The sequence below is a fragment of the Limnobacter sp. SAORIC-690 genome, from assembly GCF_002954425.1.
Taxonomy (GTDB): Bacteria; Pseudomonadota; Gammaproteobacteria; order Burkholderiales; family Burkholderiaceae_B; genus Limnobacter; species Limnobacter profundi.
The window spans coordinates 1541826-1567974 of record NZ_MQVZ01000001.1 but is presented as its reverse complement, the minus strand read 5'-3'; the positions used below and the strand labels follow the sequence as shown (position 1 = coordinate 1567974).

At 53.5% G+C, this 26149-nt stretch carries 23 protein-coding genes, 3 pseudogenes and 1 riboswitch; of the genes and pseudogenes, 20 read left to right on the top strand and 6 right to left on the bottom strand.

Translation table 11 applies throughout. The features are described from left to right. Positions 1-40: 40 nt before the first annotated feature. Positions 41-1957 carry a phosphomethylpyrimidine synthase ThiC gene (gene thiC / locus BSZ31_RS07475; protein WP_105028217.1) on the bottom strand — a complete coding sequence of 639 codons (1917 nt, stop codon included), beginning with the start codon at positions 1955-1957 and terminating at the stop codon, positions 41-43. A gap of 265 nt (positions 1958-2222) precedes the next feature. Between thiC and BSZ31_RS07470 the strand changes: the two genes are divergently transcribed. Further along, entirely contained in the window at positions 2223-2783 is a 561-nt protein-coding gene (locus tag BSZ31_RS07470; protein ID WP_105028216.1) for a cob(I)yrinic acid a,c-diamide adenosyltransferase, read from the top strand. A 25-nt stretch (positions 2784-2808) separates the two neighbouring features. On the opposite strand, the gene BSZ31_RS07465 is transcribed toward BSZ31_RS07470, so the two are convergent. The 4 genes from BSZ31_RS07465 to mscL form a co-directional block, all read right to left on the bottom strand. Continuing rightward, positions 2809-4869, bottom strand: a complete 2061-nt coding sequence (locus BSZ31_RS07465) for a site-specific recombinase (protein WP_105028215.1) — start codon at positions 4867-4869, stop codon at positions 2809-2811. 44 nt (positions 4870-4913) lie between these two features. After that, a complete protein-coding gene (locus tag BSZ31_RS07460) occupies positions 4914-6731 on the bottom strand; it encodes a glutamine--tRNA ligase/YqeY domain fusion protein (RefSeq protein ID WP_105028214.1) in 1818 nt (605 codons plus the stop codon). A 46-nt stretch (positions 6732-6777) separates the two neighbouring features. After that, entirely contained in the window at positions 6778-8067 is a 1290-nt protein-coding gene (locus BSZ31_RS07455; protein WP_105028213.1) for a D-amino acid dehydrogenase, read from the bottom strand. A 54-nt stretch (positions 8068-8121) separates the two neighbouring features. Next, positions 8122-8237, bottom strand: a riboswitch (glycine riboswitch). A 130-nt stretch (positions 8238-8367) separates the two neighbouring features. After that, on the bottom strand, positions 8368-8808 hold the full coding sequence (gene mscL / locus BSZ31_RS07450; RefSeq protein WP_105029795.1) for a large conductance mechanosensitive channel protein MscL: 441 nt from the start codon (positions 8806-8808) through the stop codon (positions 8368-8370). Positions 8809-8950: 142 nt separating this feature from the next. Here mscL and BSZ31_RS07445 point away from each other — a divergent pair, with 142 nt between their 5' ends. The 19 genes and pseudogenes from BSZ31_RS07445 to BSZ31_RS07360 all read left to right on the top strand — a co-directional run bounded on the left by BSZ31_RS07445 (position 8951) and on the right by BSZ31_RS07360 (position 24625). Further along, positions 8951-9676, top strand: coding sequence for a YebC/PmpR family DNA-binding transcriptional regulator (locus BSZ31_RS07445; protein WP_105028212.1), 726 nt, complete (start codon positions 8951-8953; stop codon positions 9674-9676). A gap of 21 nt (positions 9677-9697) precedes the next feature. Continuing rightward, positions 9698-10969 carry a phosphoribosylamine--glycine ligase gene (purD, locus tag BSZ31_RS07440; protein WP_105028211.1) on the top strand — a complete coding sequence of 424 codons (1272 nt, stop codon included), beginning with the start codon at positions 9698-9700 and terminating at the stop codon, positions 10967-10969. Between the two features lie 15 nt (positions 10970-10984). Beyond that, complete coding sequence (hemF, locus tag BSZ31_RS07435) at positions 10985-11893, top strand: oxygen-dependent coproporphyrinogen oxidase (protein WP_105028210.1); 909 nt, start codon at positions 10985-10987, stop codon at positions 11891-11893. A gap of 100 nt (positions 11894-11993) precedes the next feature. Beyond that, a complete protein-coding gene (locus BSZ31_RS07430; RefSeq protein ID WP_105028209.1) occupies positions 11994-12509 on the top strand; it encodes a PAAR domain-containing protein in 516 nt (171 codons plus the stop codon). After that, the gene (locus BSZ31_RS07425; RefSeq protein WP_105028208.1) at positions 12506-13597 is read left to right on the top strand and encodes a hypothetical protein; all 1092 of its coding nucleotides are present in this window, start codon (positions 12506-12508) and stop codon (positions 13595-13597) included. Before BSZ31_RS07430 ends, BSZ31_RS07425 begins: the two co-directional genes overlap by 4 nt. Then, complete coding sequence (locus BSZ31_RS07420) at positions 13594-14262, top strand: hypothetical protein (RefSeq protein WP_105028207.1); 669 nt, start codon at positions 13594-13596, stop codon at positions 14260-14262. Before BSZ31_RS07425 ends, BSZ31_RS07420 begins: the two co-directional genes overlap by 4 nt. Positions 14263-14493: 231 nt before the next feature. Beyond that, positions 14494-15144 carry a nicotinate-nucleotide adenylyltransferase gene (nadD, locus tag BSZ31_RS07415; RefSeq protein ID WP_105028206.1) on the top strand — a complete coding sequence of 217 codons (651 nt, stop codon included), beginning with the start codon at positions 14494-14496 and terminating at the stop codon, positions 15142-15144. Positions 15145-15186: 42 nt separating this feature from the next. Further along, positions 15187-15609 (top strand): ribosome silencing factor, encoded by a 423-nt coding sequence (gene rsfS, locus BSZ31_RS07410; RefSeq protein ID WP_105028205.1) that lies wholly within the window; start codon positions 15187-15189, stop codon positions 15607-15609. A 15-nt stretch (positions 15610-15624) separates the two neighbouring features. After that, a complete protein-coding gene (gene rlmH / locus BSZ31_RS07405) occupies positions 15625-16095 on the top strand; it encodes a 23S rRNA (pseudouridine(1915)-N(3))-methyltransferase RlmH (protein ID WP_105028204.1) in 471 nt (156 codons plus the stop codon). A gap of 8 nt (positions 16096-16103) precedes the next feature. Then, positions 16104-16766: a nucleoside triphosphate pyrophosphatase gene (locus tag BSZ31_RS07400; RefSeq protein ID WP_105028203.1), complete on the top strand. Its 663-nt coding sequence runs from the start codon at positions 16104-16106 to the stop codon at positions 16764-16766. A 41-nt stretch (positions 16767-16807) separates the two neighbouring features. Next, positions 16808-18282, top strand: a pseudogene (rng, locus tag BSZ31_RS07395) (ribonuclease G). A 10-nt stretch (positions 18283-18292) separates the two neighbouring features. Further along, a complete protein-coding gene (locus BSZ31_RS07390; RefSeq protein WP_105028202.1) occupies positions 18293-19483 on the top strand; it encodes an 8-amino-7-oxononanoate synthase in 1191 nt (396 codons plus the stop codon). Next, positions 19480-20235: a hypothetical protein gene (locus tag BSZ31_RS07385; protein ID WP_105028201.1), complete on the top strand. Its 756-nt coding sequence runs from the start codon at positions 19480-19482 to the stop codon at positions 20233-20235. The genes BSZ31_RS07390 and BSZ31_RS07385 overlap by 4 nt, the downstream gene beginning before the upstream one ends. A gap of 18 nt (positions 20236-20253) precedes the next feature. Further along, complete coding sequence (locus tag BSZ31_RS07380) at positions 20254-21054, top strand: methyltransferase domain-containing protein (protein WP_105028200.1); 801 nt, start codon at positions 20254-20256, stop codon at positions 21052-21054. Next, entirely contained in the window at positions 21051-21668 is a 618-nt protein-coding gene (bioD, locus tag BSZ31_RS07375) for a dethiobiotin synthase (RefSeq protein WP_105028199.1), read from the top strand. The genes BSZ31_RS07380 and bioD overlap by 4 nt, the downstream gene beginning before the upstream one ends. 13 nt (positions 21669-21681) lie before the next feature. Then, positions 21682-22321, top strand: a pseudogene (locus BSZ31_RS17790) (aminotransferase class III-fold pyridoxal phosphate-dependent enzyme). Next, the gene (locus BSZ31_RS17025) at positions 22225-23025 is read left to right on the top strand and encodes an aminotransferase class III-fold pyridoxal phosphate-dependent enzyme (RefSeq protein ID WP_255411421.1); all 801 of its coding nucleotides are present in this window, start codon (positions 22225-22227) and stop codon (positions 23023-23025) included. Before BSZ31_RS17790 ends, BSZ31_RS17025 begins: the two are co-directional and overlap by 97 nt. Before the next feature lie 9 nt (positions 23026-23034). Next, positions 23035-24015: pseudogene (bioB, locus tag BSZ31_RS07365) on the top strand (biotin synthase BioB); the annotation flags it as partial. Between the two features lie 208 nt (positions 24016-24223). Continuing rightward, the gene (locus BSZ31_RS07360; RefSeq protein WP_105028198.1) at positions 24224-24625 is read left to right on the top strand and encodes a hypothetical protein; all 402 of its coding nucleotides are present in this window, start codon (positions 24224-24226) and stop codon (positions 24623-24625) included. 187 nt (positions 24626-24812) lie between these two features. On the opposite strand, the gene BSZ31_RS07355 is transcribed toward BSZ31_RS07360, so the two are convergent. Next, the gene (locus tag BSZ31_RS07355) at positions 24813-25940 is read right to left on the bottom strand and encodes a porin (protein ID WP_105028197.1); all 1128 of its coding nucleotides are present in this window, start codon (positions 25938-25940) and stop codon (positions 24813-24815) included. Positions 25941-26149 lie beyond the last annotated feature (209 nt).

The following is a 26149-nucleotide window of genomic DNA, read 5'->3' as shown; positions in this document are numbered from 1 at the left end:
TACAAAGACGAAGGGGCGGTGTCAATTTTTCTTTTAAAAATCAGGTCTTGTGGTAAATCTCAGACCCTTTCTTGATGAACTCGATCGATTTTTCTTCCATTCCCTTGCTCAAGGCATCTTTTTCAGAAACACCCAGTTTTTCTGCGTATTCACGCACATCTTGGGTAATTTTCATCGAGCAGAAGTGCGGGCCACACATTGAGCAGAAGTGAGCCACTTTCATGCTTTGCTTGGGCAGGGTTTCGTCGTGGAATTCACGGGCCGTATCGGGGTCAAGCCCCAAATTGAACTGATCTTCCCACCGGAACTCGAAACGGGCCTTGGATAAGGCATTGTCTCGAATTTGAGCGCCAGGGTGCCCTTTGGCCAAATCGGCGGCGTGGGCTGCAATTTTGTAGGTGATGATGCCGTCTTTCACGTCTTTTTTGTTCGGTAAGCCCAAGTGTTCTTTTGGGGTCACATAACAAAGCATGGCACAGCCATACCATCCAATTTGTGCGGCACCAATGCCACTGGTGATGTGGTCGTAACCCGGGGCGATGTCCGTGGTCAAAGGGCCCAGTGTGTAGAACGGGGCTTCATGGCATTCCTTCAACTGAATGTCCATGTTCTCTTTGATCAATTGCATGGGCACATGGCCTGGACCCTCGATCATTACCTGCACATCGTGCTTCCAGGCAATCTGGGTCAGTTCGCCCAAGGTGCGAAGCTCGCTCAGCTGCGCCTCATCATTGGCATCCCAAACCGAACCGGGGCGTAAGCCATCGCCCAACGAGAAGCTGACGTCGTAAGCCTTCATGATTTCGCAAATGTCTTCGAAATGCTCATACAAGAAGCTTTCTTTGTGGTGGGCCAGGCACCACTTCGCCATGATTGAACCACCACGAGACACAATACCTGTCATGCGGCTTGCGGTAAGCGGCACATAAGCCAGGCGCACACCGGCGTGAATGGTGAAGTAGTCCACACCCTGCTCAGCTTGCTCAATCAGCGTGTCGCGGAAAATTTCCCAGGTCAGGTCTTCAGCCTTGCCATTGACCTTTTCCAGGGCCTGGTAAATAGGCACTGTACCAATGGGCACAGGGCTGTTGCGCAAAATCCATTCGCGGGTTTCATGAATATGCTTGCCAGTGGACAAGTCCATTACCGTGTCGCCACCCCAACGAATGGCCCAGGTCATTTTCTCGACTTCTTCACCGATTGAAGATGACACAGCCGAGTTACCGATGTTGGCATTGATTTTCACCAGAAAATTGCGACCAATGATCATCGGTTCAATTTCAGGGTGATTGATGTTGGCGGGAATGATGGCCCGACCACGGGCAATTTCATCGCGCACGAACTCTGGTGTAATTTGCTCAGGAATTGACGCCCCAAAAGACTGGCCTGGGTGCTGACGGGTCAGCAAATCAACCATTTTGGCGCCAATTTTTCCACCTGCGTTCTTCAGGCTTTCAATGTATTCCTGGCGGCGCAGGTTCTCGCGGATGGCCACATACTCCATCTCCGGCGTAACAATACCCTGGCGAGCGTAATGCATTTGCGTCACGTTTTTACCGGCCTTCGCCTTGCGCGGTTTGCGCTGCAAGTTGAAACGCAATTCTGTCAGCTTGGGGTCATTCAGGCGCTCAATGCCGTATTCAGAACTGGGGCCACTCAGCAACTCTGTGTCATTGCGTTCTTCAATCCAGGCATTGCGAATGGCAGGCAGGCCTGAACGAATGTCGATTTTTGCAGTGGGGTCTGTGTAAATGCCGGAGCAGTCGTACACGTAAATCGGCGGGTTTTTCTCGCCACCGAATGAAGTGGGTGTGTCGTCTTGTGAAATTTCACGCATGGGCACCTGAATGTCGGGCCGTGAGCCCTGCACATAGACCTTGCGGGAATTGGGAAGCGGCTTGACCGCAGCTTCATCCACCTTCGCGGTGGCTGCGAGGAAATCGGGATTGGCGCTCATGTGTACTCCTGTTGGGCGTGAATCGTTGTGCCGGGTGCATGAACATTCCACCCAGCCAAGCCCAAGGAGCAAAGCCAGTGAAACGCTTCCTGCAAACAGCATTATCTGCACAGGTGTGAGGGTTTTTCTCACCCGGCAACAATTTGCCAGGACCCCTGCGTTAAACTTGAATAAGCTCAAAGTATAGGCCCGCCTGCGTCGTACCTCAATACGCGGTTTGCACAAGGCGCTCTTTTTGTTCAACTTTCTCGGATCACGCAATTCAATGGGCAACAGACTCAGTTCAATCACCACCCGCACTGGCGACGATGGCACCACTGGCTTGGCCGATGGCAGCCGTTTGGCGAAAAACGATCTTCGTGTTCATGCCATGGGCGATGTCGATGAGTTGAACAGCCACATCGGCCTGATATTGACTGAAGCCTTGCCTGAGCGCCTGGCCACCGAACTCACCCGCATTCAGCACGACCTGTTTGATTTGGGCGCAGCCCTGTGCATGCCGGGTTTTGATGTGTTTCCACCCCAAGCAGTGGCGCGGCTGGAAGACTTGATCAAGGAGTTCAATGAACCCCTGCCGCGTCTGGAAGAATTTATTTTGCCTGGCGGCAGCAAGGCCTCTGCTTACACCCACATTGCGCGCACTGTTTGCCGCAGGGCGGAGCGGGTACTGGTGGACTTGAACCAGCAACAAAAACTGCCAGAAGACTTGCTTTTGTACATGAATCGCCTATCGGATTTCCTGTTTGTGGCTTCCCGCTGGATTCACCACAAGAAAGGCGTTCGCGATGTGCAGTGGAAGAAAGGGTTCAACCGCCCACAAGAATAAGTTCGCTTTCAGGCTTGATTAATCGCTACTTCGACTCGGTTTTGGCTGGGCTCACGGCATTGCTGACCGCTGCACCCGCTTCTTTGGGTGGATAGAAGAACTCGCCAGGGCTCTTGAAAAACCGCTTGAAAATACGCCCCGCCAAAGACAGGCTTTCCAATCTTCGAACACCACGTGCACGTAAGGCGGTAAAAAACGCCAGGCTAAAGCTGACGCCCAGGTTCACCATACCGATCAGGAACACACCCACGGCGGCAATCGCCACCTCAAGCCCGCTCAATATGAATTCATGAGCCTGAATGCCGTAAGCCATGTTTGCCGCGGCAAAGGTAATGTGCCGAATGTCGATTGGCAAACCAAGAATGAGTCCTATAAAACCTGCCGAACCCAACATGCAACCGAAAAAGAAGTTGCCTGCCAAGGCCCCTGTGTTTTTGCTCAAATAATCGGCCAGTTTGTTGGCACGCACCACACCCAAGCGCTTGCGCAACCAGGGCACCTTCCGAATTCTGTCCGGAATACGGTGGTAAATCGACAGGTTATCGTAGTAACCCGCAATAACACCCGCCAAAAACAGAAAAACCCCGGCGATTGCCGCATGGGGCAAAGCTGCCGACAACAAGGGATTGAGCTCCAGCAACATTTTTTCGCCCTTCTCAATTGCCACAGGCGGCTCTCCGAGCAGGAATGTAAGCCCCACAGCCACCACGGTGGCAGTGGCAAATGCTGGCAACACATTGCCCCAAATCGAGATGAATTGGGTGCGTGCAACCTGGGTAATCAAATCAGCCACCCGGTCGGCCGAGCTTAAGCGCCCGTTGGCAGCATCAATGGCCGCTGCGATTCGCGCTGCGGTCATGGCTGGCTGCTTGGTGGCAATGGTGAAACCCAACAGGTGAATGATCACAAAGCCAATGCCGTAATTCAGGCTGAAAAATACGGCTTCCCAAAATGGGGGCAAATGCCAACTTGAAATGCCAGCTTTGAACAAAGAAAGAAGCGCGATAATAACGCCCGCGCCCATGGCCGCTTTGGCCATTTTCCAGTACTCGGCGCGGGTTTCTGTGGCGTACTTCTCACCCGACTGGCTGGCATGTTCAGTAATTCGCAAAGCCAGCTTGTCAGTCAAGCCACGCCACAAATCGGTAATGGAATGCTTGCGGTTTTCCTCTTTGGTCAAGGTGCAGAAAAACTGCACGCAAGTCCCCACCCGATTGTCAGTGGGCAAGGCACCCAACAGTTGCAACAATCGCCGCATGCGGTTGATCGATTGTTCCAATCGAATCAGCTGCATACTCAAGGTGACTGAAATACCTTGCACGCGAGCCTGCGCATAGGCTTTCTTGATTTGGCCCTGACACTGGTCCAACAACACATCCAGGTGGTCGCCCAAATCGTGCAGTGGCTCCATATTGCTAAGCTTTTCATGGGCCTGCCCAATCATGTTGCGCAACTCCAGGTGCTGCTCAACAAAGGGTGAAGTATGCCGCTCTGAAATACCCAGGCATCGAACCACTTCCGAATCAATACCAAGGGCCGCGATTCTCACCGCCAGCATTTCCATGGCCTCAAGCATTTCGTGCTGAATGCGCTTCCACAACGGCATGGCGGGGTCTAACCATTCCAGCACATGAAACAGGCGGGTCCAGCTGGCCACACTGATTGATTCAAGCCATTCATGATCATCTGGTTTGGTGAACATCAGGCTGAGCGATTCACGCACGGTTTTGTCTTCCACCGTGGCGGGCAACAGGCGCTGAAAAATCCGGTTTTTCATGGCCTGACCAAATGTTTCATTGCCCAGAATACCAAGCTCGGCAAAGGTATACCGGTAACGTGATTCTTTCAGGAATTGTTCAAGGTAGCCCTTGACCTGCACACGCAGGTCGTTGGACTGCTCAAGCGCTTCCACCAGCATGGAAAATCGCCGCTCGATTTCGAAGTCGGAGCCCGGAGCCCCTTCTCGAAACCATTCCATGAGGTGACACAGATGGGCAATGTCCGCCTCATGCCTGGTGTCTGGACCCATCCCGTTCAGGATGGTCAGCAGCGCACCTCGAATATTGTAGTTTGGGTTCGTTGCCATATTCTGAATACCTAGTCCGAGGGCTAGTGTACCCGATGAATTGGCTATTTACTCCAACTGTCCTTCAGCGTAGTGGCCCGATTGAACACCGGGTTTTCCAGAGTATGGTCCTTCAAATCAGGCACAAAATAGCCGTGGCGCTCGAACTGGTACACCGTACCAGACCAGGCATCCTTCAGCCCTGCCTCCAGGTAAGCCTTCACTTCGGTCAGTGAATTGGGGTTCAAGCTGTCCATGAAGTTTTTACCACCAGAGTCGGGGTGCTCTTCGGTAAACAGGCGATCGTAAAGGCGCACAGTGGCAGGCAGGCAGTCCTCTGCATCCACCCAATGAATATTGCCTTTCACCTTGTAGTTGTCTGCACCTGGCGTGCCCGATTTGCTGTCCAGAAACACCTGGGCATGCACGGCGATTACTTTGCCGTTTTCATCTTTGTCGCAGCCCGTGCATTCAATCACATAGCCGTAGCGCAGGCGTACCTTGTTGCCTGGGAACAGGCGGAAAAACTTTTTCTCCGGGTTTTCCTGAAAATCCTCCGCTTCAATCCACAGGCGTTTGCCGATGGTGAACTGGCGCATGCCCCAATGCGGTTGGTGCGGATGAACAGGCGCGGTGCACATGTCGGCCCAATCATCGTCGACGTTGTCCAGGATCAATGGAATGGGGTCAAGCACCGCCACCGCACGGTGGGCAATCGGGTCAAGCGTGTCGCGTAAAGCGCCTTCCAGCACCGAATAATCAATCCAGGAATCGGATTTGGACACGCCAATGCGGGCACAAAACAACTGAATTGCCTCAGGTGTGTAGCCACGACGGCGCAAACCCACGATGGTCGGCATGCGGGGGTCGTCCCACCCGTTAAGTTTGTTTTCAGTCACCAGTTGCTGCAATTTGCGCTTGCTGGTGACCACATAGCTTAGGTTCAGACGGGCGAACTCAATCTGCTTGGGCAAGGGGTGGCTTAGAAGGGGCTTTAACACACCGCCATCCGCCGTTTTGTGTTCAGAAGCTAGGTTGTCCAGAAGCCAGTCGTAGAACGGGCGCTGGTCTTCGAATTCAAGCGTACAAAATGAATGGGTTATGCGTTCCAGCGCATCTTCGATGGGATGCGCAAATGTGTACATGGGGTAAATGCACCAGTCATCGCCAGTGCGGTGGTGAAATGCCCGGCGAATGCGGTAAATGGCCGGATCGCGCATGTTCATGTTGGGGCTGGCCATGTCGATTTTGGCTCGCAGCACGGCAGCGCCATCCGGCAGCTCACCGGCCCTCATGGCGCGAAAACGCGCCAAGCTCTCGGCAGCTGGACGATTGCGAAATGGAGAATCCACGCCAGCTTGGGTCAGGGTGCCGCGATTGGCGCGCATGTCGTCGGCATTCTGCTCATCAACGTAAGCCAAACCTGACTGAATCAAAAACTCCGCGGCTTGGTACATGAAGTCGAAGTAATCGCTGGCGTAATACAGGTTGTCGTCACCAAAATTTTCCCAGCGAAAGCCAAGCCAATGCACGGCATCCAGAATGGAATCCGCGAATTCCTCGCTTTCTTTCTCGGGGTTGGTGTCATCAAAGCGCATGTGGCACGCGCCACCGTATTCTTTGGCCAAGCCGAAATTCACACAAATGGCCTTGGCATGGCCCACATGCAAGTAGCCATTCGGCTCGGGCGGAAAACGCAGGCGAATATTCGCGGGATCAGCGGGCGCACCGTCGTGCACATCGGCCCCACCGGGTTTGCCGGCCCACGGGCGCACCTGATACTCGGGCTTTTTCAAGTCCGCATCAATGATGTTGCGAAGGAAATTCGAGGCGGGGGCGTTGTCGGCCCCGGCATGGGTATTTTTGTTTGCAGAATCAGACATCAGCACATCCTGTTGGCGAATGCGCTGATGTTAGCAAAAACAAGCCTTAGGCAACGGCCAAGGCCTCGCCCTTCTTGGAAGAAATTCCAGTAAATGCGAAATCCAGTTCAGGCTGCTTGCCATTCATGATGGACGCGATTGATCGGCCTGAACCACAAGAATGGGTCCAACCCAAAGTGCCATGGCCTGTGTTCAGGTACAGGTTCGAAATTTTGGACACGCCAATGTAGGGCACATTCGACGGCGTGGCAGGACGCAAACCAGTCCAATACACAGCCTGCTCTGGGTCGGCCATGCCGGGGAACAGCTCCATGACGCGGCGGGTAATCGCCTGGCAACGCACGTGGTTCAGGTTGGTGCTGTAACCGTTCAGTTCAGCGGTGCCTGCAATACGCAGCTTGTCACCCAAGCGGCTGAACACCAGTTTGTATTCATCATCGGTCAAACTGACTTGCGGGGCTTTGCTGGCATCGTCAATTTGCAAGGTTGCAGAGTAACCCTTGGCTGGGTAAATCAGCAGGTCCACGCCCAGGTCTTTTACCAGCATTGGGCTGTAGCTGCCCATGCACAGCAGGTACTTGTCAGCTTTCAGCACTTGTACTTGACCATCCGCGCCACGCACACGCACACCGCTGATTTGGCCACCTTCAGTGTCCAAGCCCAGAATGGCGGTGTCGTACTTGAATTCAACGCCTTTTTCCGCACACAGCTTCGACAGGTTTTGTGTAAACACATGTGCATCGCCGCTTTCATCTGCATCAGTGAAGGTGGCGCCAGCAATTTTGTCTTTCACAGTGGCCAATGCGGGTTCAAGGCGAACTGCTTCTTCTGCGCTGATTACTTTTCGGTCGCAACCAAACTCGCGCATGATTTCAGCAGGTTCCAGTGCATCGTCAAATTCTTGCTGGTTGGTGTAGAAATGCAAAATGCCTTTGGTGAGGCAGTTGTACTGAATACCAGTCTCGGCGCGCAGTTCTTGCAGGGTGCTGCGGCTGAATGTGCCTAGGTTCACCATTTGAATGATGTTATGGCGTGTGCGCTCGGGGGTGCATTCACGCAAAAACTGCATGCCCCAGCGCCACTGGCGGGCATCGGCGCGCAAACGGAACAGCAGGGGCGCATCTTCTTTCATCAACCACTTCAGCACTTTCTTGGGTGCGCCCGGGTTGGCCCAGGGTTCAGCATGGGACACAGAAATTTGGCCACCATTGGCAAAGGAAGTTTCCATGCCTGCGGCAGGCTGACGATCCACCACAGTCACGTCGAAACCTTCTTTTTTCAAAAACCAGGCGGAAGTAATGCCGGTAACACCAGCACCGAGAACAATAGCTTTCATGAGGATAAGGCTCCACAAACAGTAAAAAGGGCTTTCGGCAAACAATTTGCCTTGTAGCCCCTCTCTGTCCGTTTGCCTGAAAGATTCACAACGGGTTGCGTTGCTTGCCTCTTCGGCGGCTGTACTTACGCGGCGATTGGCCGCGCCCAGCGCTCTCCAGATTTGAATTCTTGAACCTGTACTGAAGCCTGAGCGTTCATGGGGATTGCGCCTTCGGCGGACCAGCACAGATACGCGCTAGCCTCTCTCCAGATTCAGCCTTCAATTGTACTACCGCCGATCTGGAGAAGCCAGTCTAAATTACTTCTTCAAGGAATCACGAATTTCACGAAGCAACAGAATATCTTCAGGAGTGGGTGCTGGCGCGGCTGGCGCAGCTTCTTCCTCCTTGATCAGGGCTTTGGTCAATTTGCTGACCTGACGAACCATCATGAAAATAATGAAGGCCAAAATAATGAAATTAATCAGCACCGAGATAAAGCTGCCATAGGCCAACACAGGCACGCCAGCAGCTTTAACGGCGGCCAGCGTGGGGGCCACGCCAGCCGGAATTTCTGCCAAAGGCAAATACAGATTGGAGAAATCGAGACTGCCAAAAATACGACCCACAATCGGCATGATGACATCATCAACCAGGCTTTTAACGATGCCGCTGAAGGCACCACCAATGATCACCGCCACAGCCAAATCAACCACATTGCCTTTTACTGCGAACGCCTTGAAGTCTTTGAGCAAACTCACGCTGCCTCCTTGTTGAATGTATACCAATGTAAAAGTCCAATACCCGCGCAGATTATCGCTGTGGAATCCTTTCAGGGCAATACGGCGAGTGCCCGGTGGTGATAAAATCGCACCTCTTTGATTCAACAACAGAAAGTGAGCCATGGCAGGACACAGTAAATGGGCCAACATTCAGCACCGCAAAAACCGGCAGGATGAAAAACGCGGCAAGGTGTGGACGAAAATCATTCGTGAAGTCAGCGTGGCGGCCCGAGTGGGCGGTGGCGATGTGGCCACGAACCCACGCTTGCGCCTGGCCATGGAAAAGGCTGCTGCGGCCAACATGCCCAAAGACAACGTGCAGCGCGCCATTGCCAAAGCCACAGGCGAAGCCGAAGGTGTGAATTACGAAGAAATTCGCTACGAAGGCTATGGTGTGGGTGGCGCAGCCGTAATCATCGACTGCATGACGGACAACAAAGTGCGCACTGTGGCTGAAGTTCGCCATGCGCTGACCAAGCACGGTGGCAATTTGGGCACCGACGGTTCTGTTTCTTTCATGTTCAAGCATTGTGGTCAGTTTATTTTTGCCCCCGGCCACAGCGAAGATGCAATCATGGAAGTGGCGCTGGAGAATGGGGCCGATGATGTTGTTACCTCCGACGATGGCGTGATCGAGGTAACTTGCCCTGTACCCGATTTTCATACCCTGAAAACCGCTTTTGAAGCGGCGAACATGAATTTCGAAAACGCAGAGCTGACCATGAAACCTGCAAGCGAGACCGAGCTTGAGGACGACGATGCCATTCGCATGCAAAAAATTATTGACATGCTGGAAGACCTGGACGACGTGCAACAGGTTTACACCAACGTGATCATCAACGAATAAAAAGTACGGAGCACTACACACATGAAAATTTTGGTGATTGGATCAGGCGGCCGCGAACATGCCATGGCATGGCGTATTTGCCAAACCCCGGGCGTAACAAAGGTATTTGTTGCTCCTGGCAATGGCGGTACTGCCCTGGAAGCCAAAATGGAAAATGTGCCAATCAGCGACCTGACCGAACTGGCCGATTTTGCAGCCAAAGAACAAGTGCACCTGACCGTGGTTGGGCCGGAAGCCCCATTGGCCGCGGGGGTGGTTGACCTGTTCCGCCAGCGCGGCTTGCGTATTTTTGGCCCAGCCAAACTTGCCGCCCAACTGGAAAGCTCGAAGGACTACGCCAAGGCCTTCATGAAGCGACACAAAATTCCCACTGCGGAATATGAAACCTTTACCGATGCTGCCAAAGCCCACGATTATGTGAATGTCAAAGGTGCCCCCATTGTAATCAAGGCCGATGGCCTGGCCGCGGGCAAGGGCGTGGTTGTTGCCATGAGCCTGGAAGAAGCACATCAGGCCATTGACGACATGTTGCTGGGCAACAGCATGGGCAGTGCCGGTTCTCGGGTTGTGGTTGAAGAATTCCTGGAAGGCGAAGAGGCCAGCTTTATCGTGATGGTCGATGGTGTGAACGCTTTGGCCATGGCCAGCAGCCAAGACCACAAACGCCTGCTGGATGGCGACCAAGGCCCCAACACCGGTGGCATGGGTGCGTACAGCCCCGCCCCCGTGGTTACGCCCACCATGCACGCCCGCGTGATGCGAGAGGTTATTTACCCCACCATCGCCGGCATGAAAAAAGACGGCCTGGTGTACACCGGCTTTTTGTATGCGGGCTTAATGATCGACGACAAGGGCGACATCAAGGTACTGGAGTTCAACTGCCGCATGGGCGACCCGGAAACCCAACCCATCATGATGCGCCTGAAAAGCGACTTCGTGAATTTGCTGGACCACGCCATTGATGGCACGCTGGACAAGGTTGAAGCAGAATGGGACCGCCGCACCGCTTTAGGCGTGGTGATTGCCGCGCACAACTACCCACAAACCCCGCGCACGGGCGATGAAATTACCCTGCGCGCCGAAGCCAGCGACGAAGCGGTTGTATTTCATGCCGGAACTGTTGAAAAAAATGGCAAGGCAGTGACCGCGGGTGGTCGCGTGTTGTGCGCCACCGCCTTGGGCGACACCGTGCGCCAGGCACAGGCCAAAGCCTATGAATTGATCGACACTATCAGCTTTGATGGCATGCAGTTTAGAAGCGACATTGGCTACCGCGCCATCAATCGCAAGTAATCAGGACTTAGAGCAATGACACCTTCTGAACTGAATCAGGTAAAGCAATACCTTCAAGGCCTTCAAAGCAGCATCATCGCGGGCATTGGTCAGTTCGAAAGCAAACCTTTTTTGAACGATTCCTGGGAACGGGCTGAAGGGGGCGGCGGTTGTAGTCGCGTGCTGGAAGAAGGCAGTTTGCTGGAGCGTGGCGGTGTCAATTTCAGCCATGTGATGGGCGACAAGTTGCCCGGCTCAGCCACTGCCAGCCGCCAGGGCCTTGCTGGTGCCAGCTTCGAAGCCATGGGTGTGTCACTGGTATTTCACCCCCGCAACCCTTATGTACCCACAGTGCACATGAATGTGCGCCTGTTTGCAGCCACCACCGTGGAAGGTGAATCGGTGTGGTGGTTTGGCGGCGGCATGGACTTAACTCCTTATTATGGCTTTGAAGAAGACGCAAAACATTTTCACCAAAGCTGCAAAAATGCACTCGATCCCTTTGGTGCGCACTACCATGCCAAGTTCAAGAAATGGTGCGACGAGTATTTTTACCTGAAGCACCGCAAAGAACCCCGCGGTGTAGGCGGTGTGTTTTTCGATGATTTTTCCGAGTTGGGTTTCGAGCAGAGCTTTGCAATGACCCGCAGCGTGGGCGATGCCTTTTTGAAAGGCTACCTGCCCATTGTTGAGCGCCGCATGAACATGGCCTACGGCGAACGCGAACGCGACTTCCAGGCCTATCGGCGCGGCCGCTACGTTGAATTCAATTTGGTATTCGACCGTGGCACCCTGTTTGGCCTGCAAAGCGGTGGCCGCACCGAATCAATCTTGATGAGCATGCCCCCGCAGGTGAAATGGCGCTATGACTGGCAACCTGAGGCGGGCAGTGCGGAAGCCAGGCTGTACACCGATTTTTTGGTGGACAAGAATTGGGTGAGTTAACCCAGAACTAACCCAACCCCACCACTTGTGGTGATGCTTTTTCCAATCCAAAACGCCACATGTTAGCTTGCTTGGTCATTGACTGAACAAGAGTTAAACCATGCCATTGATGATTCGCCAAGGCGACATCACCAGCCACGGCGGCACTGTGCTTGAAGGCTTTTCCTTTTACACCGTCGAAGGCCGTGCTGTGGCCGCCATGGGCCACAAGGTGGCCTGCCCTTTGTGCAAGGGAGTGTTCCCGATTGCGCAGGGTAACCCCACCCACACCTGCAATGGCGTACCCCTGGCTTTTGAGGGCATGAAAACCGCATGTGGTGCCAGCTTGATTGCATCCCAAACCAGCACAACCCACGCCTCGCCAACGGGTGCAATGGCCCGGGTAGCCGAACAGCGAATTCCCGACAACCCCTTGGGCAATCAAACTGAGGACAAAGAAGTGCAATTCGTGATTCGACACCATGAAACGCGAGAACCTGTGGCCGGTGTGCCTTACACCATCAATTTGTCCACTGGCGCGGCAGAATCGGGCCATTCGAACGCAGAGGGTCTAACCCGCAAACTGGTGATCAAGAAAGCAGTGCAAGCCGAATTGATTGTTCACTCCATGCCATGACCAACAACTGCTTTCCCTATTTTCCCAGTGACGAGCTTGTTCTGCACAAAGGCACCCGTACACTGGACAAATGCAAGTGTTACAGCACCGACCGCTACGACCACACCGAAAAACTGATTGCAGAAGTAGAGGTATTAACCTGCGACTGCCTGTGGCGCATTTACCAGCGCGAAGCCCAGCACATAGTTGCACCAGGCGGCGTGTTGATTGCCGACCCCATTGCCCGCAACAGGCGAATTAACACCGCCTATGCCGCATTGTGGAAAACCGACAACCGCTTTGAATGGGCTGGGCTTGCTGCGTTTGCCTCCAAACAAGTGGGCTGCGGCCTGCTGCACGCAGCCACTGGCATGGAACAGATCAATCGTACCCAGCGCGAACTGGAGAATGTTGAACGAAAGCCCTGGATACCACCCGGTGCGAAAATTGGATCTGCCGGTGTACGCGGCGGCATGGAAGGCGCAGAAGTGTCGATGCAATATGTGTTCGACACGCTGGCCTTGGGTAACACTGCCTTGTTTCTGGACATTTATCCGCTGCACATGTTTTACAAAAAGCGGGGGATAGCGGACATGAAAAAATGCATGAAAGCGCGGCAGAAAATTGACCAAAACCCGAAGTTTCCAATTCTTTGGCCGATTGCCAACAAAGTTAAATTTGGATTTCCTTTTGGGGAAATTATTCCTGCATTCGAAGCCATTGAAGCTGGGGATATTTTCAAAAGTGTAGATTTATTGGCTCGTCATGAGCAAAAGAATATCCTTCAACCCGCGATTTACGACGACTTCTTGATGCGTGGGTTGTTGCAAAGCAACCAGGCGGCCAGTTCACTGGCCTATGTCACCAACATTTCAACCGGGCTGGAGCAACCCGTTCAATTGACCCTGGCCAATCAATGTGCGCCGTTGCAAGACGGCCGCAGCATTGAATTCAGCACCAGTGCTTTTGCAAATCTGGCCAATCTGGATGAACGCATGCCCTTCGTGTTGCGCGCAGCAAGGCAATTCCACAATCTGCTGAAAAGCGGTAACCGCCACTTGATTGAACAAAGCATTGGCGAAATTTCAAATGGAAGTGCCATTCGATGACAACACACAGCAAGCTGATTCAGTGGATTCGACACCACAAAATGCTAGCGGTGTTGGCGGCAACGCTGCTTGTGATTGGCGCGTGCAAGGCTGCGGAGCTGCTGACTCCAGCCAAGGAAATTGCATTAATAATCGGTGAACCGTGGAAAGACATGCAGGCCAGATCAACAGCAGAAATTGGTCCCGTGTATGAGGGCCGTCATTGGTATCGCCAACCCAAACAGTTGTCTTACATGCGTTTTGCAGATCACCAATATGGATTCATCACGCCGCCTGCAAAATTCTTTACTGTTGGATTCGATGACAAAGGAAATATAGACGGGGTAAGAATGTCCCCCCAAGTCGAACCACTTCAATTGCAGCAAGCATTGAACGTGATACTTGATCTTCAAACACAGTGGAGGAATGCAGGATGGCTTCTTACTGATCCAGAGGAGCCTGCTTACGAGAATACGAAAGAATGGATAAGCAAAATTGAAGAATGTCGATCAAACGCAACTTTTTGGCATGTTCCTGACAAGTATCAAATAGCCGTTGGAATTGCTTGTTATAAAGACCAGCGATATCCGAATGAAAAACGGTTCATGATCAATTTTTCAATGGGTAGGCCTTGGTACGAACCATGGAAATACAACTTTCCACTTGATCAAAGCAAGCCATATTAAAACTCGAGTCGACTTTGGTTGAAGGACAAACATTAAACACCACTCCATTGAAACTCCAAATGGAAAGCCCATTCGATGACAGCGCACAGCAACTTGATTCAGTGGATTAAACGCCACAAGATTTTGGCGGTGTTGGCAGCAACACGTCCTGAAAGGTGCAGCTAAGTGTTCACATGCAATGCACGTAGTCAGTTAGACTTCTAACCGTCCCCCACTAGTAAGCCCAATTCCATGCCAACACGGCAAATCTGCATCATCGGCGGCACTTTCAACCCAATTCACATGGGGCATCTGCAAATGGCCCGCTCGGCCCAAGCCCAGTGCATGGCCGATGAAGTGTGGTTCATGCCAGCTGGTCAACCTTGGCAAAAACCCAACGCAGACCTCGCACCTGCTGAAATCCGCAAAAAACTGGTTGAACTCGCCATTGAGGGTGTGCATTCCTGGCGCATGGAACCCTTCGAAATTGAGCATGAAGGCCCCACCTACACCGTGGATACGCTTGAGAAGCTAAGCGAACGGCACCCTGCCCACAAATTTTCTTTTGTCATCGGCGCAGACCAACTGGCCAACCTGACCAGCTGGAAACATTGGCAAAGCCTGTTTGATTACGCCCGTATTGGCGTGGTGGACCGCACCCAGTGGGGCGATTTTCAGGTGCCCGAGGCTTTAAAACGACATTTGCTCCAAGATCGCCTGTTTCGCATACCCATGCCCAGCGTGAACATCAGCTCAACCCAAATTCGAAGGCAATTCCAGCTGTTACAGTCTGGCAACGCCGAAGTTCGGGAAACCGCCCGCTTCAAACTTGAGGCCAGCCTACCCACCGCTGTGCTCAAGTACCTGACACAGCACCCAGTTTATGGTCGCGCCCAGCCCTGAAAGTTGTTAGAATTCAGGCAATTAACAAACCTTTGGAATTGCATGGAATTGCGTAAACTGCAGCGCGTCGTGATTGACGCCCTCGAAGACATCAAAGCACAAGACATCGCCGTTTTCGACACGACCCACCTTACCGGTGTTTTTGACCGGGTCATCATTGCCTCAGCCTCTTCAAACCGCCAAACACGCGCTTTGGCCAACAACGTTCGCGAGAAAACCAAGGAAAACGGTGGCGAAGTGTTCAGCACCGAAGGTGAAGACACCGGCGAATGGGTACTGGTCGACCTGGGCGATGTGGTGGTGCATTTGATGCAACCCGCCATTCGCGAGTATTACAACCTGGAAGAAATTTGGGGTGGCAAGCCCGTGCGCGTGAAGTTGAACCCGCACAGCCTGAGCAAACCAATGCCCGGCGTGGATTATTTCCCGCAGCAGGCCGAGGCCTATTCAAGCCAGTACAACTAAGATTTTCGCTTCGCTTTGAAAATCCACGTTATCGCCCTGTCTCACAAAATTGAGCCATGGGCGCAACAGGCTGTAGATCAGTTCCAGAAACGCTTTCCAGGCGACTGGAAGCTGACCATCAAAGAATTGAAACCTGAAGACCGGTCTGCGGGCAAACCCGTGGACCAAATTCTCGCCAAAGAAGCCGAGCGCATTCGAGCGGCCATACCCAATGGCGCACGCGTCATTGCACTCGATGAACGGGGGGAACGCCACACCAGCAAAGCCTTGGCTGAGCAACTTCAGAAATGGCACAACAGCAGCGAAACACTGTGCCTGCTCATCGGCAGTGCCGATGGGCTTGATGAAACCCTGAAGCAGCAATGCCAGGGCATGTGGCGGCTATCCGACCTTACCCTGCCCCATGCACTGGCGCGCGTGCTGTTGGTGGAAGCGCTGTACCGCGCATTTTCCATTACCATTGGGCATCCGTACCACCGCGAATAAGCCCCAACATGAACACACCCGTTCGCCCCGAGCACAGTGGCCTGCCGGCCCAGGTTTGGCTTGCTTCGCGCAGCCCGCGCAGGCTTGAATTACTTGAAACACTCGGATTAAAAGTGCGGGTGTTTCTGGCGCAGAGTAGCCCAGAGGCCGAAGCGCTTGAAGCGCCTTTTGAACACGAAGACCCCTTGCTGTACGTGCAACGCGTGACCCAACTGAAACTGAATGCAGCGCTTGAGGCCATGCGTGCGCAACAATTAAGCGGGCTGGTATTGGCGGCCGACACCACGGTTGCACTGAACGGCACCATTCTGGGCAAACCGCAACATGCGGCGCAGGCCTTTCAAATGCTGCAAAGCCTGTCCAACACCACCCACGAGGTGCATACCGCAGTGGCTGGCGCTTGGCTTCATGTCGATGGCAGCACCACTGCAACCAGAAGCACCGTGCAAACGTCACACGTGGAGTTCACAAAACTTCCCGAAACCTTCCTCCACGCCTACATCGACAGTGGCGAGCCCTTCGACAAAGCGGGTGCCTACGGCATTCAGGGGATCGCAGGGCAATACGTTCGTCACATTTCCGGCAGTCATTCTGGCATTATGGGTTTACCACTGTTTGAAACCAGCGAATTGATACGCCAACTCCAAACAGCGGCCCAAAACAGAAACTGAGCTGCAACAAGAATCGATTAATACCCAAGAAGCAAAAGATGATCAACGAACAAATACTGGTGAACGTGACACCGCAGGAAACGCGCGTGGCCATTGTTCAGCACGGTGCTGTGCAAGAACTTCACATTGAACGCACATCCACACGCGGCATTGTGGGCAATGTGTACCTGGGCAAAGTAGTACGCGTGTTGCCCGGCATGCAATCTGCATTTGTCGACATTGGATTGGAGCGCGCAGCGTTTCTGCATGTGGCCGACCTGTGGGAACACCGCACCTACAACCACCACCAATCGAAACAGAATGGCAACCCACCGCCCGCCATTGAAAAAATGGTGTTCGAGGGGCAAACCATTATTGTGCAAGTGAGCAAAGACCCACTGGGCACCAAAGGCGCCAGGCTCACCACGCAAATCAGCCTGGCAGGCCGCATGTTGGTGCACCTGCCGCAAGACCCACACATCGGTGTTTCACAGCGCATTGAGAATGAAGGCGAGCGAGAAGAGCTGCGCGCAAAACTAACTCGCCTGCTGCCCGAAAACACCGGTGGCTTTATTATTCGCACGCACGCCGAAGAAGCCACCGATGAAGAATTGACCGCCGATGTGAATTACCTGCGAACCCGCTGGCGCGAGATGCTGGAATTGACCCGCACGAAGCCCGCACCCAGCCTGATTTACGAAGACCTGACCATGGCGCAGCGTGTGGTGCGCGACCTGGTGAGTGCAGACACTCAAGCCATTCTTGTTGATTCCAAAGAAACCCTGAAGAACCTGTTGACCTTTGCTGAAACCTATGCACAGGAAACCAAAGACCGCCTTCAACTGCATCAGGGTGAAAGACCACTGTTCGAGCTGTACAACATTGAAGACGAATTGCAAAAGGCGCTGGGCCGCCGGGTTGAACTGAAATCGGGCGGATACGTGATCATCGATCAAACCGAAGCCCTCACGACAATTGACGTGAATACGGGCGGTTTTATTGGTGCCCGCAATTTTGAAGAAACGGTGTTTAAGACCAATCTGGAAGCGGCACACGCCATTGCACGCCAATTACGCTTGCGCAACCTGGGTGGCATCATCGTGATCGACTTCATCGACATGAGCACCGAGGAACACAAAAAAGCAGTACTGACGGAATTGCAAAAGGCGTTGGACCGCGACCGCGCCCGAACCAGCGTGACCGACTTTTCCGCGCTGGGCTTGGTGGAAATGACCCGCAAACGCACCCGCGAAAGCCTGGCCCATTTGTTGTGCGAACCCTGCCCAAGCTGCCAAGCAAGGGGCAGGTTAAAACAGCCCAAACCGTGGCCTATGAAATCATGCGGGAAATTGTGCGTGAAAGCCGCCAGTTCAACCCCAAAGAATTTCGCATACTGGCCAGCCCAGCGGTGATCGACCTGTTTCTGGAAGAAGAGGCCCAACACTTGGGCATGCTGGAAGAGTTTGTAGGAAAGCCGATTACCCTGCAGGTGGACAACCTGTTTGTGCAGGAACATTACGACATTATTTTGACCTGACCTAAGCGCGATGAACCTGAGCCAAGCCAGCCAGCAACGCCTAGAACTTTTGGCCCAAGACAGCAGCAAGCGCGTGTTGCTGCCTTGCCCCATCGACCAGCGTGTATACGATTTTTCCAGCAATGATTATTTGTGCCTGGCCCAGCGCGGCGACATTGTAGAGGCAGGCCATGAATGCGCGAAAAAATACGGTGCGGGTGCGACCGGCTCGCGTTTGTTGTCAGGCAACCTCGACTGCTTTGAAGAACTGGAATTCCAAGTTGCACAATTCAAAAACGCTGAAGCTGCACTTGTTTTCTCAAGTGGCTATCAAGCCAACGCCAGCGGGTTGGCCGCACTGCTGGACAAAGGCCTGTGGGGTGGCGTGGTGGGTGGCACTGAGCCCCTTGTGTTCACCGACCGCCTGAACCACGCCAGCTTGCACCATGCCTGCCAACTGGCGGGGGTCAAACAAATTCGGTTTCGCCACAACGACATGGCGCATTTGACTGAGCTGCTGGATAAACACGCGGAATCCAGGCAGCCCAAAATTATTGTTTCAGAAACGGTTTTTGGCATGGAAGGTGATCTGCTGCCGGTTGAACAACTCGCGGAAATTGCCCTGCAACACAAGGCTGTGGTGTACCTGGACGAGGCCCATGCCACGGGAATTTGGGGACCGGAAGGTCGAGGCCTTGGGGCGATACAACACCCCGCCATAGATGCACTGAAAACCCTGGGGCACTGGGTAATCATGGGCACCTTCAGCAAGGCTGTGGGGGTCAGCGGGGCGTACATTGCATGCAGCGAAATATTCAAACAATACCTGGTCAACCGTTGCACCGGCTTTGTGTATTCCACCGCGCCCTCGCCTTTTGTAATTGGCGCAGTTGGCAAAGCATTGGAAATTATTCCGGGCCTGAATAAAGAACGGGGCATGCTGCACACCGCCGCAGAAACATTGCGCAACCAGGTACATAAACTGGGCTTTGACACGGGCTTGTCGAACACCCACATTGTTCCCTTGGTGGTGGGCAGTAACAATGCATGCCTTGAACTCAAGACCCATTTGCAACAGGCCGGCATTCGAACCTCTGCCGTACGCCCTCCCACCGTGCCCCCCAATGCCGCACGGGTTCGGCTTGCACTGAACACTGGCCACACTCTTGCCGTGTATGAGCAACTGCTCCACGCACTGGCCAGCTGGAAGGTGAGCGCATGAAGCAGCCCGAAATTACGCAAGTGCTGTTGATGGCCCACGGGTGGGGATACAACCACCACTTTTTTGATGCCTTTCTGGGGCAGTTGCCAGAAGACATTCGAGATTCGACCTTGTTGGTTTGTCTTGAAGCTGGTTATTTCCCGGAACAAGCCAAGGCGGGTTTGATGTTGTACACCGATGGCGAATGGTTGCACCATCCCGCCGAAATTTTACACAGCCTGGTTCTGGGCCATGCTGAAGTACCTTGGTTGGGAATGGGACATTCCCTCGGATTTTCAAAGCTGCTGGATTTCTCAGTGCGCTGGCACAGCCTGTTCAGCCTGCACGGTTTTACGCATTTCATCAAAGGTGGGCAGCACACAGAAGGAACCGCGCCGCGCGTGCTGGGCAGAATGATTCAAAAAGCCGAACAGAACATGCCCGAGGTGTTGAGAGATTTTCATGCGCGCTGTGGTCACAATGCCCAGTGGGCCACACTGAATGAAAACACTTTGTTGGCCGACCTTCGCAGCATGCAGCAATTGAATTGCGGCGAGGCCTTGAATGCAGCACTCTCGAACGGCGCCGACCTGTATGCCTGGGCAGGTCAGCATGATCAAATCGTTTCGTTACCGCTGGCGCACGCCTGCTTCGACATCATTCTTTCGACCCAAGGGCATTCCTTGGTCGCACTGCCCGCAGATCACGCCGGGTTTGCAGGAACGCCTGCGCGGTATACTGACATCTTGTTGCCTCTTCTCAGCCAGCACTAATACTGCGTCCGCATTGAAATGTCTGAACACGCCCTGCCGCGAAAACTGAATTCTGCATTGGCCGCCTCAAGCCGGTTTTCGAATGCGGCGCGCGACTACGACCACCATGCGCGCGTTCAAAAACATTCTGCGCAGCACCTGTGCCAATGGCTTGACCAAATGTTGCCCGCGGACTTCAACCCAAAAGCCTGCGTGGATGTGGGCAGCGGCACCGGATTTTTAACCGAGCATCTGCTGACCAAATTCCCGAACAGCGCAGTGCACGCGGTGGACCTGGCGCAGGGCATGTTGACTGAACTGAAGCGCAAATTCCCGACAGAGCGTCTGCACACGCACCAACTGAATGGCGAAGAACTGGCCGTTGAACACTTGTGGATTCCGAACCACTCCCTGCTTATTTCCGGCATGTGTGCGCAATGGTTCAACAACCTTGAAGAGGCCATTCGTCGCTGGCTGTCGGTGTCCAACACAGTGGCATTCAGTGTATTGCTCGACGGCTCGTTTCAGGCTTGGGAAACTGCGCATGAAGACACCAATCAGAAAAGCGGCTTGCGCCGACTGCCCTGCGACGAGGACTTACAAGACATGCTGCAAACCCTTGTGGCTGAGGGCATTGCCGCCAGCACAGCACACCACACCAAAGACTTTCTGGACCACCACCCGGACGGTCTTTCCTTTGCCCGCAGCCTGCGTGCGATTGGAGCGGACCAGCCGCGCGTGAACCACAAGCCTGTGAACCTGCGCAAAGTGATCTCCGCACTGGGCGAAGGATGCACCATGAACTATCACATTGGTTTTTACTACTTGGAACGGCCGTGAAACATTTGTTTGTGACTGGCACCGACACGGGCATCGGCAAAACAATTACCAGTGCATGGCTTTGCAAACACTGGCAAGCAGATTACTGGAAGCCGTTGCAAAGCGGGCTTGAAGGTGGTAGCGACAGCGAGTGGATTGCCCGCCTGAGCGGACGGGCGGTACACCCGGAACTTTACCGTTTAACCCAGCCCTTGTCGCCCCACCAGGCCGCTGACATCGATGGCGTGAAAATTCAGCTCGGTGATTTTGTGTTGCCCACAGCCGAACGACTCGTGGTGGAAGGCGCTGGCGGTTGCATGGTGCCCCTGAACTGGCGCGACACCATGCTCGACCTCATGAAACACCTGGGCAGTTGCGCTTTGTTGGTGGCCCGCAGCGGGCTCGGTACCATCAACCACACTTGCCTTTCACTGCAGGCCCTGAAATCCGCTGGCGTACCTGTGCTGGGCGTGGTGATGGTGGGTGAGACCAACCCTGCCAACCGTGAGGCGATCGAACATTTTGGTGAAGTGCCGGTGTTGGCTGAATTGCCGGTTTTCACTGAATTAAGCCCGCAGGCACTGACTGAATTTGGCATGCCTGAGCGGCTTATTCGCGCGCTTGACAGCTTGTGATCGCACAGCCCTCATGACACAACTTTCCCACACCCAATTGCTTGAACTGGATGCGCAATATTGCTGGCATCCATTCACTCAAATGCAAACCGCCGCCGCACCTTTGGCTGTGGTTCGTGGTGAAGGCGAGTTTTTATTCGATGCTCAAGGCAAGCAATATTTTGATGCGGTCTCAAGTTGGTGGGTGAACATTCATGGCCACAGCAACCCCGCGATTGCACAGGCAATTTCCCGGCAGGCACTTGAGCTTGAACATGTGATGTTTGCGGGTGTCACGCACCCTCGCTGTGTTGCTGGCAGAAAGGTTGATCCAGCTTGCGCCCGCGCCCATGGCCAAGGTGTTTTACTCCGACAACGGATCGACCGCCATTGAAGTGGCCCTGAAAATGGCCTTTCAATACTGGCAAAACAAGGGCGTGGACACCAAAAAACGGCTTATCGCGCTGGAGGGCGGATACCACGGCGACACCTTCGGCGCCATGGCCACCGGCAAGTCCAGCGGTTTTTACGATCCTTCGCGCCCTGGCTGTTTCAGGTTGATTTCATCCCCACAGGGGTGTGCGCCTGCACGGAAGAACTGGCCCTGGCTGCACTCGATCATTTGCTGGCAAACAATACCGATGAAATTGCTGCGTTGGTGCTCGAGCCTTTGATTCAAGGTGCCAGCGGCATGCGATTCATGCGCGCAGCCCATGTGGCTGAACTGTGCAAACGCTGCGAAGCGGTCGGTGTTCTGGTGATATTCGACGAAGTATTCACTGGCTTTGCCCGAACCGGCACTCTGTTTGCCGCCGAACAAGTGGCACAGTTTGGGGGGCAAGCCGACATCATTTGTATTTCAAAAGGGCTCACCGGCGGCTTCATGCCCATGGCAGCCACACTCACCAGCCAAGCGGTGTACGACGCGTTTTTAAGCGACCATGTTGGTCATGCCTTGCTGCACGGCCATTCCTACACCGCAAACCCATTGGGTTGCGCTGCGGCCCTGGCCAGCCTCGCCTTGTTCGATGAAGAAAGCACATGGGCGAACATTCACCGCATTGAAGCCACCCACCAGCGCTGGTTACCCACCTTGGCTTGCCACCCCCTGATTGAAAACCCGCGCGTGTGCGGCACCGTGGCGGCCTTTGAGCTAAAATCCAGTCACAGTCAGTATGGTTCCAGCGCGAGTCAATGGATACGCCAAACGTTTCTGGAACTGGGCATTGTGGTGCGCCCCCTGGGCAACACCGTGTATTGGGTGCCGCCTTATTGCACCGAGCCCGAGACACTGGAAAACGCCTACCAAACACTGATGCACGTATTACAACGCTGGGGCAGCCTGATTGCACCCGGCCCCGGAAGCGAATTGTTCTGAAGGATGCACATGGAAAGCCAAATTACCTGGGTTGAAAACAAAAAAACAGCCCCACCCGCCCTTGAAAAGCAGCGCTGGAGCGTCGAGGCCATTGAAGCCCTGTTCGCACTGCCGTTCAACGACCTTATTTTCAAGGCGCAGCAGGTGCACCGCGAGCATTTCGATGCGAACACCGTGCAGCTGTCTACCCTGCTGTCGATTAAAACCGGCGGCTGCCCTGAAGACTGTGGCTACTGCCCCCAATCGGCCAAGTACAACACTGGCGTGGAAGCAGAAAAGCTGATGCCCATCGATGAAGTGCTGAAAGCCGCACAGGCCGCCAAGGACAAAGGCGCCACACGTTTTTGCATGGGTGCAGCATGGCGCAGCCCCAAAGACCACCAGGTTGAAGCTGTAGGTGAAATGGTAACTGCAGTGAAAGCCATGGGCCTGGAAACCTGCGTCACACTGGGCATGCTGAAAGAACACCAAGCCAAACAGCTACAAGAAGCGGGTCTGGATTATTACAACCACAACCTTGACACCTCGCCCGATTTTTACGGCGACATTATCAGCACGCGCACCTACCAAGACCGCCTGGACACGCTAGACCGCGTTCGCGATGCGGGTATCAAAGTGTGCTGCGGTGGCATTGTGGGTTTGGGTGAAACGGTTACACAGCGGGCTGGCCTAATTGCCCAACTGGCCAACATGGTCGAACCGCCCGAGAGTGTGCCTATCAATAATTTGGTGAAAGTTGAAGGCACACCACTGGCGAACAACGAAGAAATCGATCCACTCGATTTTGTACGCACCATCGCCGTGGCCCGCATCACCATGCCCACCAGTTTTGTGCGTTTGTCCGCTGGCCGCGAAAGCATGAATGAGAGCACCCAAGCGCTTTGTTTCTTGGCGGGTGCCAATTCAATTTTCTACGGCGAAAAACTGTTGGTAACAGACAACCCGGAATTGGAACGTGACACCCAGTTGTTTGAAAAACTGGGTTTAAAGCGACTTGAGAATTAAGCAGCTAAACCCATTGTTTTTAATCAAGAATTTTCAACATCAGGTTTAAATATCTGAGTCAAATCAATGGTTTGGCGGGGTGAAGACAGGCCTTCTCCCGCTTTATCCACACCAAAATTACGCGCATAATTAAAGCCTTGCATGCGAAACAGCGCAAATCGCTTGAATTGCTGCTGTTGAAGGGAATAAGAACATGAAAAAAACATTATTTTGTGCCTGCTTGGTGCTAACACCTTTGCTGGCACCCACTTTGGCCAGTGCCCAAGCTGGCGGCGTCACCCTGAATATCGATGGGCAAAACCCGTTGAGCAAATGGGGCCGCTGGACAAGTTCTGAGAACGGTGGGCTTGGTTATGGGTTCAGACTGAACCAGGATCGCAACAAAGCCCCCATGAGTGCCCAGTGGGGTACCGGAGATTGGGTATTCAAACTAAGCCGTGAAGAAGGCAACAAGTACCCCGATTTGTTTTTTGGCTTGAAAGTATCCGAGAACCAACTTCAAACCACCTCGCTGGGTTGCATGAGCAACAGCGGCAGCGCCACACGCTACAGCAGCACCTTGTGCGGCGTACAGCTTGACATGAACCTGCAGTAGGCACATCATTCGTTTGACAGTCAAATTTCCTTGAATGACGGCACCTGAGTAATTTCAGGTGCTTTTTTTTCGTTTGATCTTTTCAATTACTCACGTGCATATGTTGCTTCGGCTTGAATAGAAAAAGCCACCCGAAGGTGGCTTTTTCAAGCTTTGCATTCAAACCAAGCTTAAGCTTGACGTTGAATTAGAAGTTGTGACGCAGACCAATAGTGAAGTTGTCCTGATCGGCTTCAGCACCAGTTGCAACTGTTTCAGTTGTCAGGCGGTTGAAACCCACGTAGGTACGTGTGCGCTTGCTGAAGTCGTAGTAGTAAGCGATTTGAGCTTGGGTCAGTTCGGCGGGTGCTGCCAAATTGTTGCGCTCGGAATCAGCGTATATGCCGAAAAGACCGCTGTTCGCACTCATAGGTACAGTGGCTGACAACAGGTATTCTGTGTTGCTGTCTTCGCCATTGGCTGGGTTGGTTTCATATAAACTAGTTTGTGCTACCATGCCGCCCAATGTGAATGCGCCAAAATTGTAAGTAATGATACCCTGAACTGTGCGCTCTGCATTTGCACCAGCACCAGCGGGACCAGCTGTTGAGGCAGCGTTAAACACTGAAGGATCTTGACCTTGCTGGTCAAACATCTGGAAGCCACCACCAACAGTCAGCGCACCCAGCTTGTAGGTTGCAGCAACTTCAGTTTGACGCGAACCGTTTTCTTTCGAAGCAGTTGCGGTGTTGTTTGGGTTGTTGTTGCCGGCGTTTGTTGCAGTATTTTGGTTGTTACCACCGCTCAAACCATGGCGCGCTTCAATAGCTACTCCACCAATATTGGTTTTGTAACCGAAAGAATTGTTCAAGCGCTGAACACGTTGAATCGCTACAACATTGCTGAATGTTGTACCGCCACCACCGATCACCACCAGAGGACCGGCTTGATTAGATACGCTTCCAAGGAAGCCAGCTTGAGTATACAGAGGGGCAACAGTTTCATTACCACCATCTTGCTGGCCGGCCACCAAAGTACCCCAGCCGCCTTTCATACCGATGTATGAGTGGCGACCACCAACACCAGCGTTGGCATCAGCATTAACGGAGAACTCGTAACCAAACACAAGACTTAAACCACCGCCCAGATCTTCGCGACCGGTAATACCGAATCGTGAAGAAGCATCTTCTAGGGCAAAGTTCCCACCGGCGGTATCAGTCGATTGTTGGTCTAAGACTTGGTGTACACGACCATACAAAGTTACGTTTGATGAATCAGCAAATACTGGAGCGGCAAATGCCAGGCCCAGAGCAGCAGCTACTAGCTTCTTGTTCATATTTCACCCTTATTAGTGTTGGTTGAATCTTTGCCGCCATTTCTAGCGGCACGAGAGACAATGTACACGGGGACCCTTGGGCCGACCAACCAAATCGTGGTGTGAGAATGGGGAAATCGGTGTTTTTGTCGCTGACGTGCAACAGGAGAAATTGATCATTCCCATAGTTTTATGACATCAACAATTCGCCAAAATCGCCTGGAGAACCG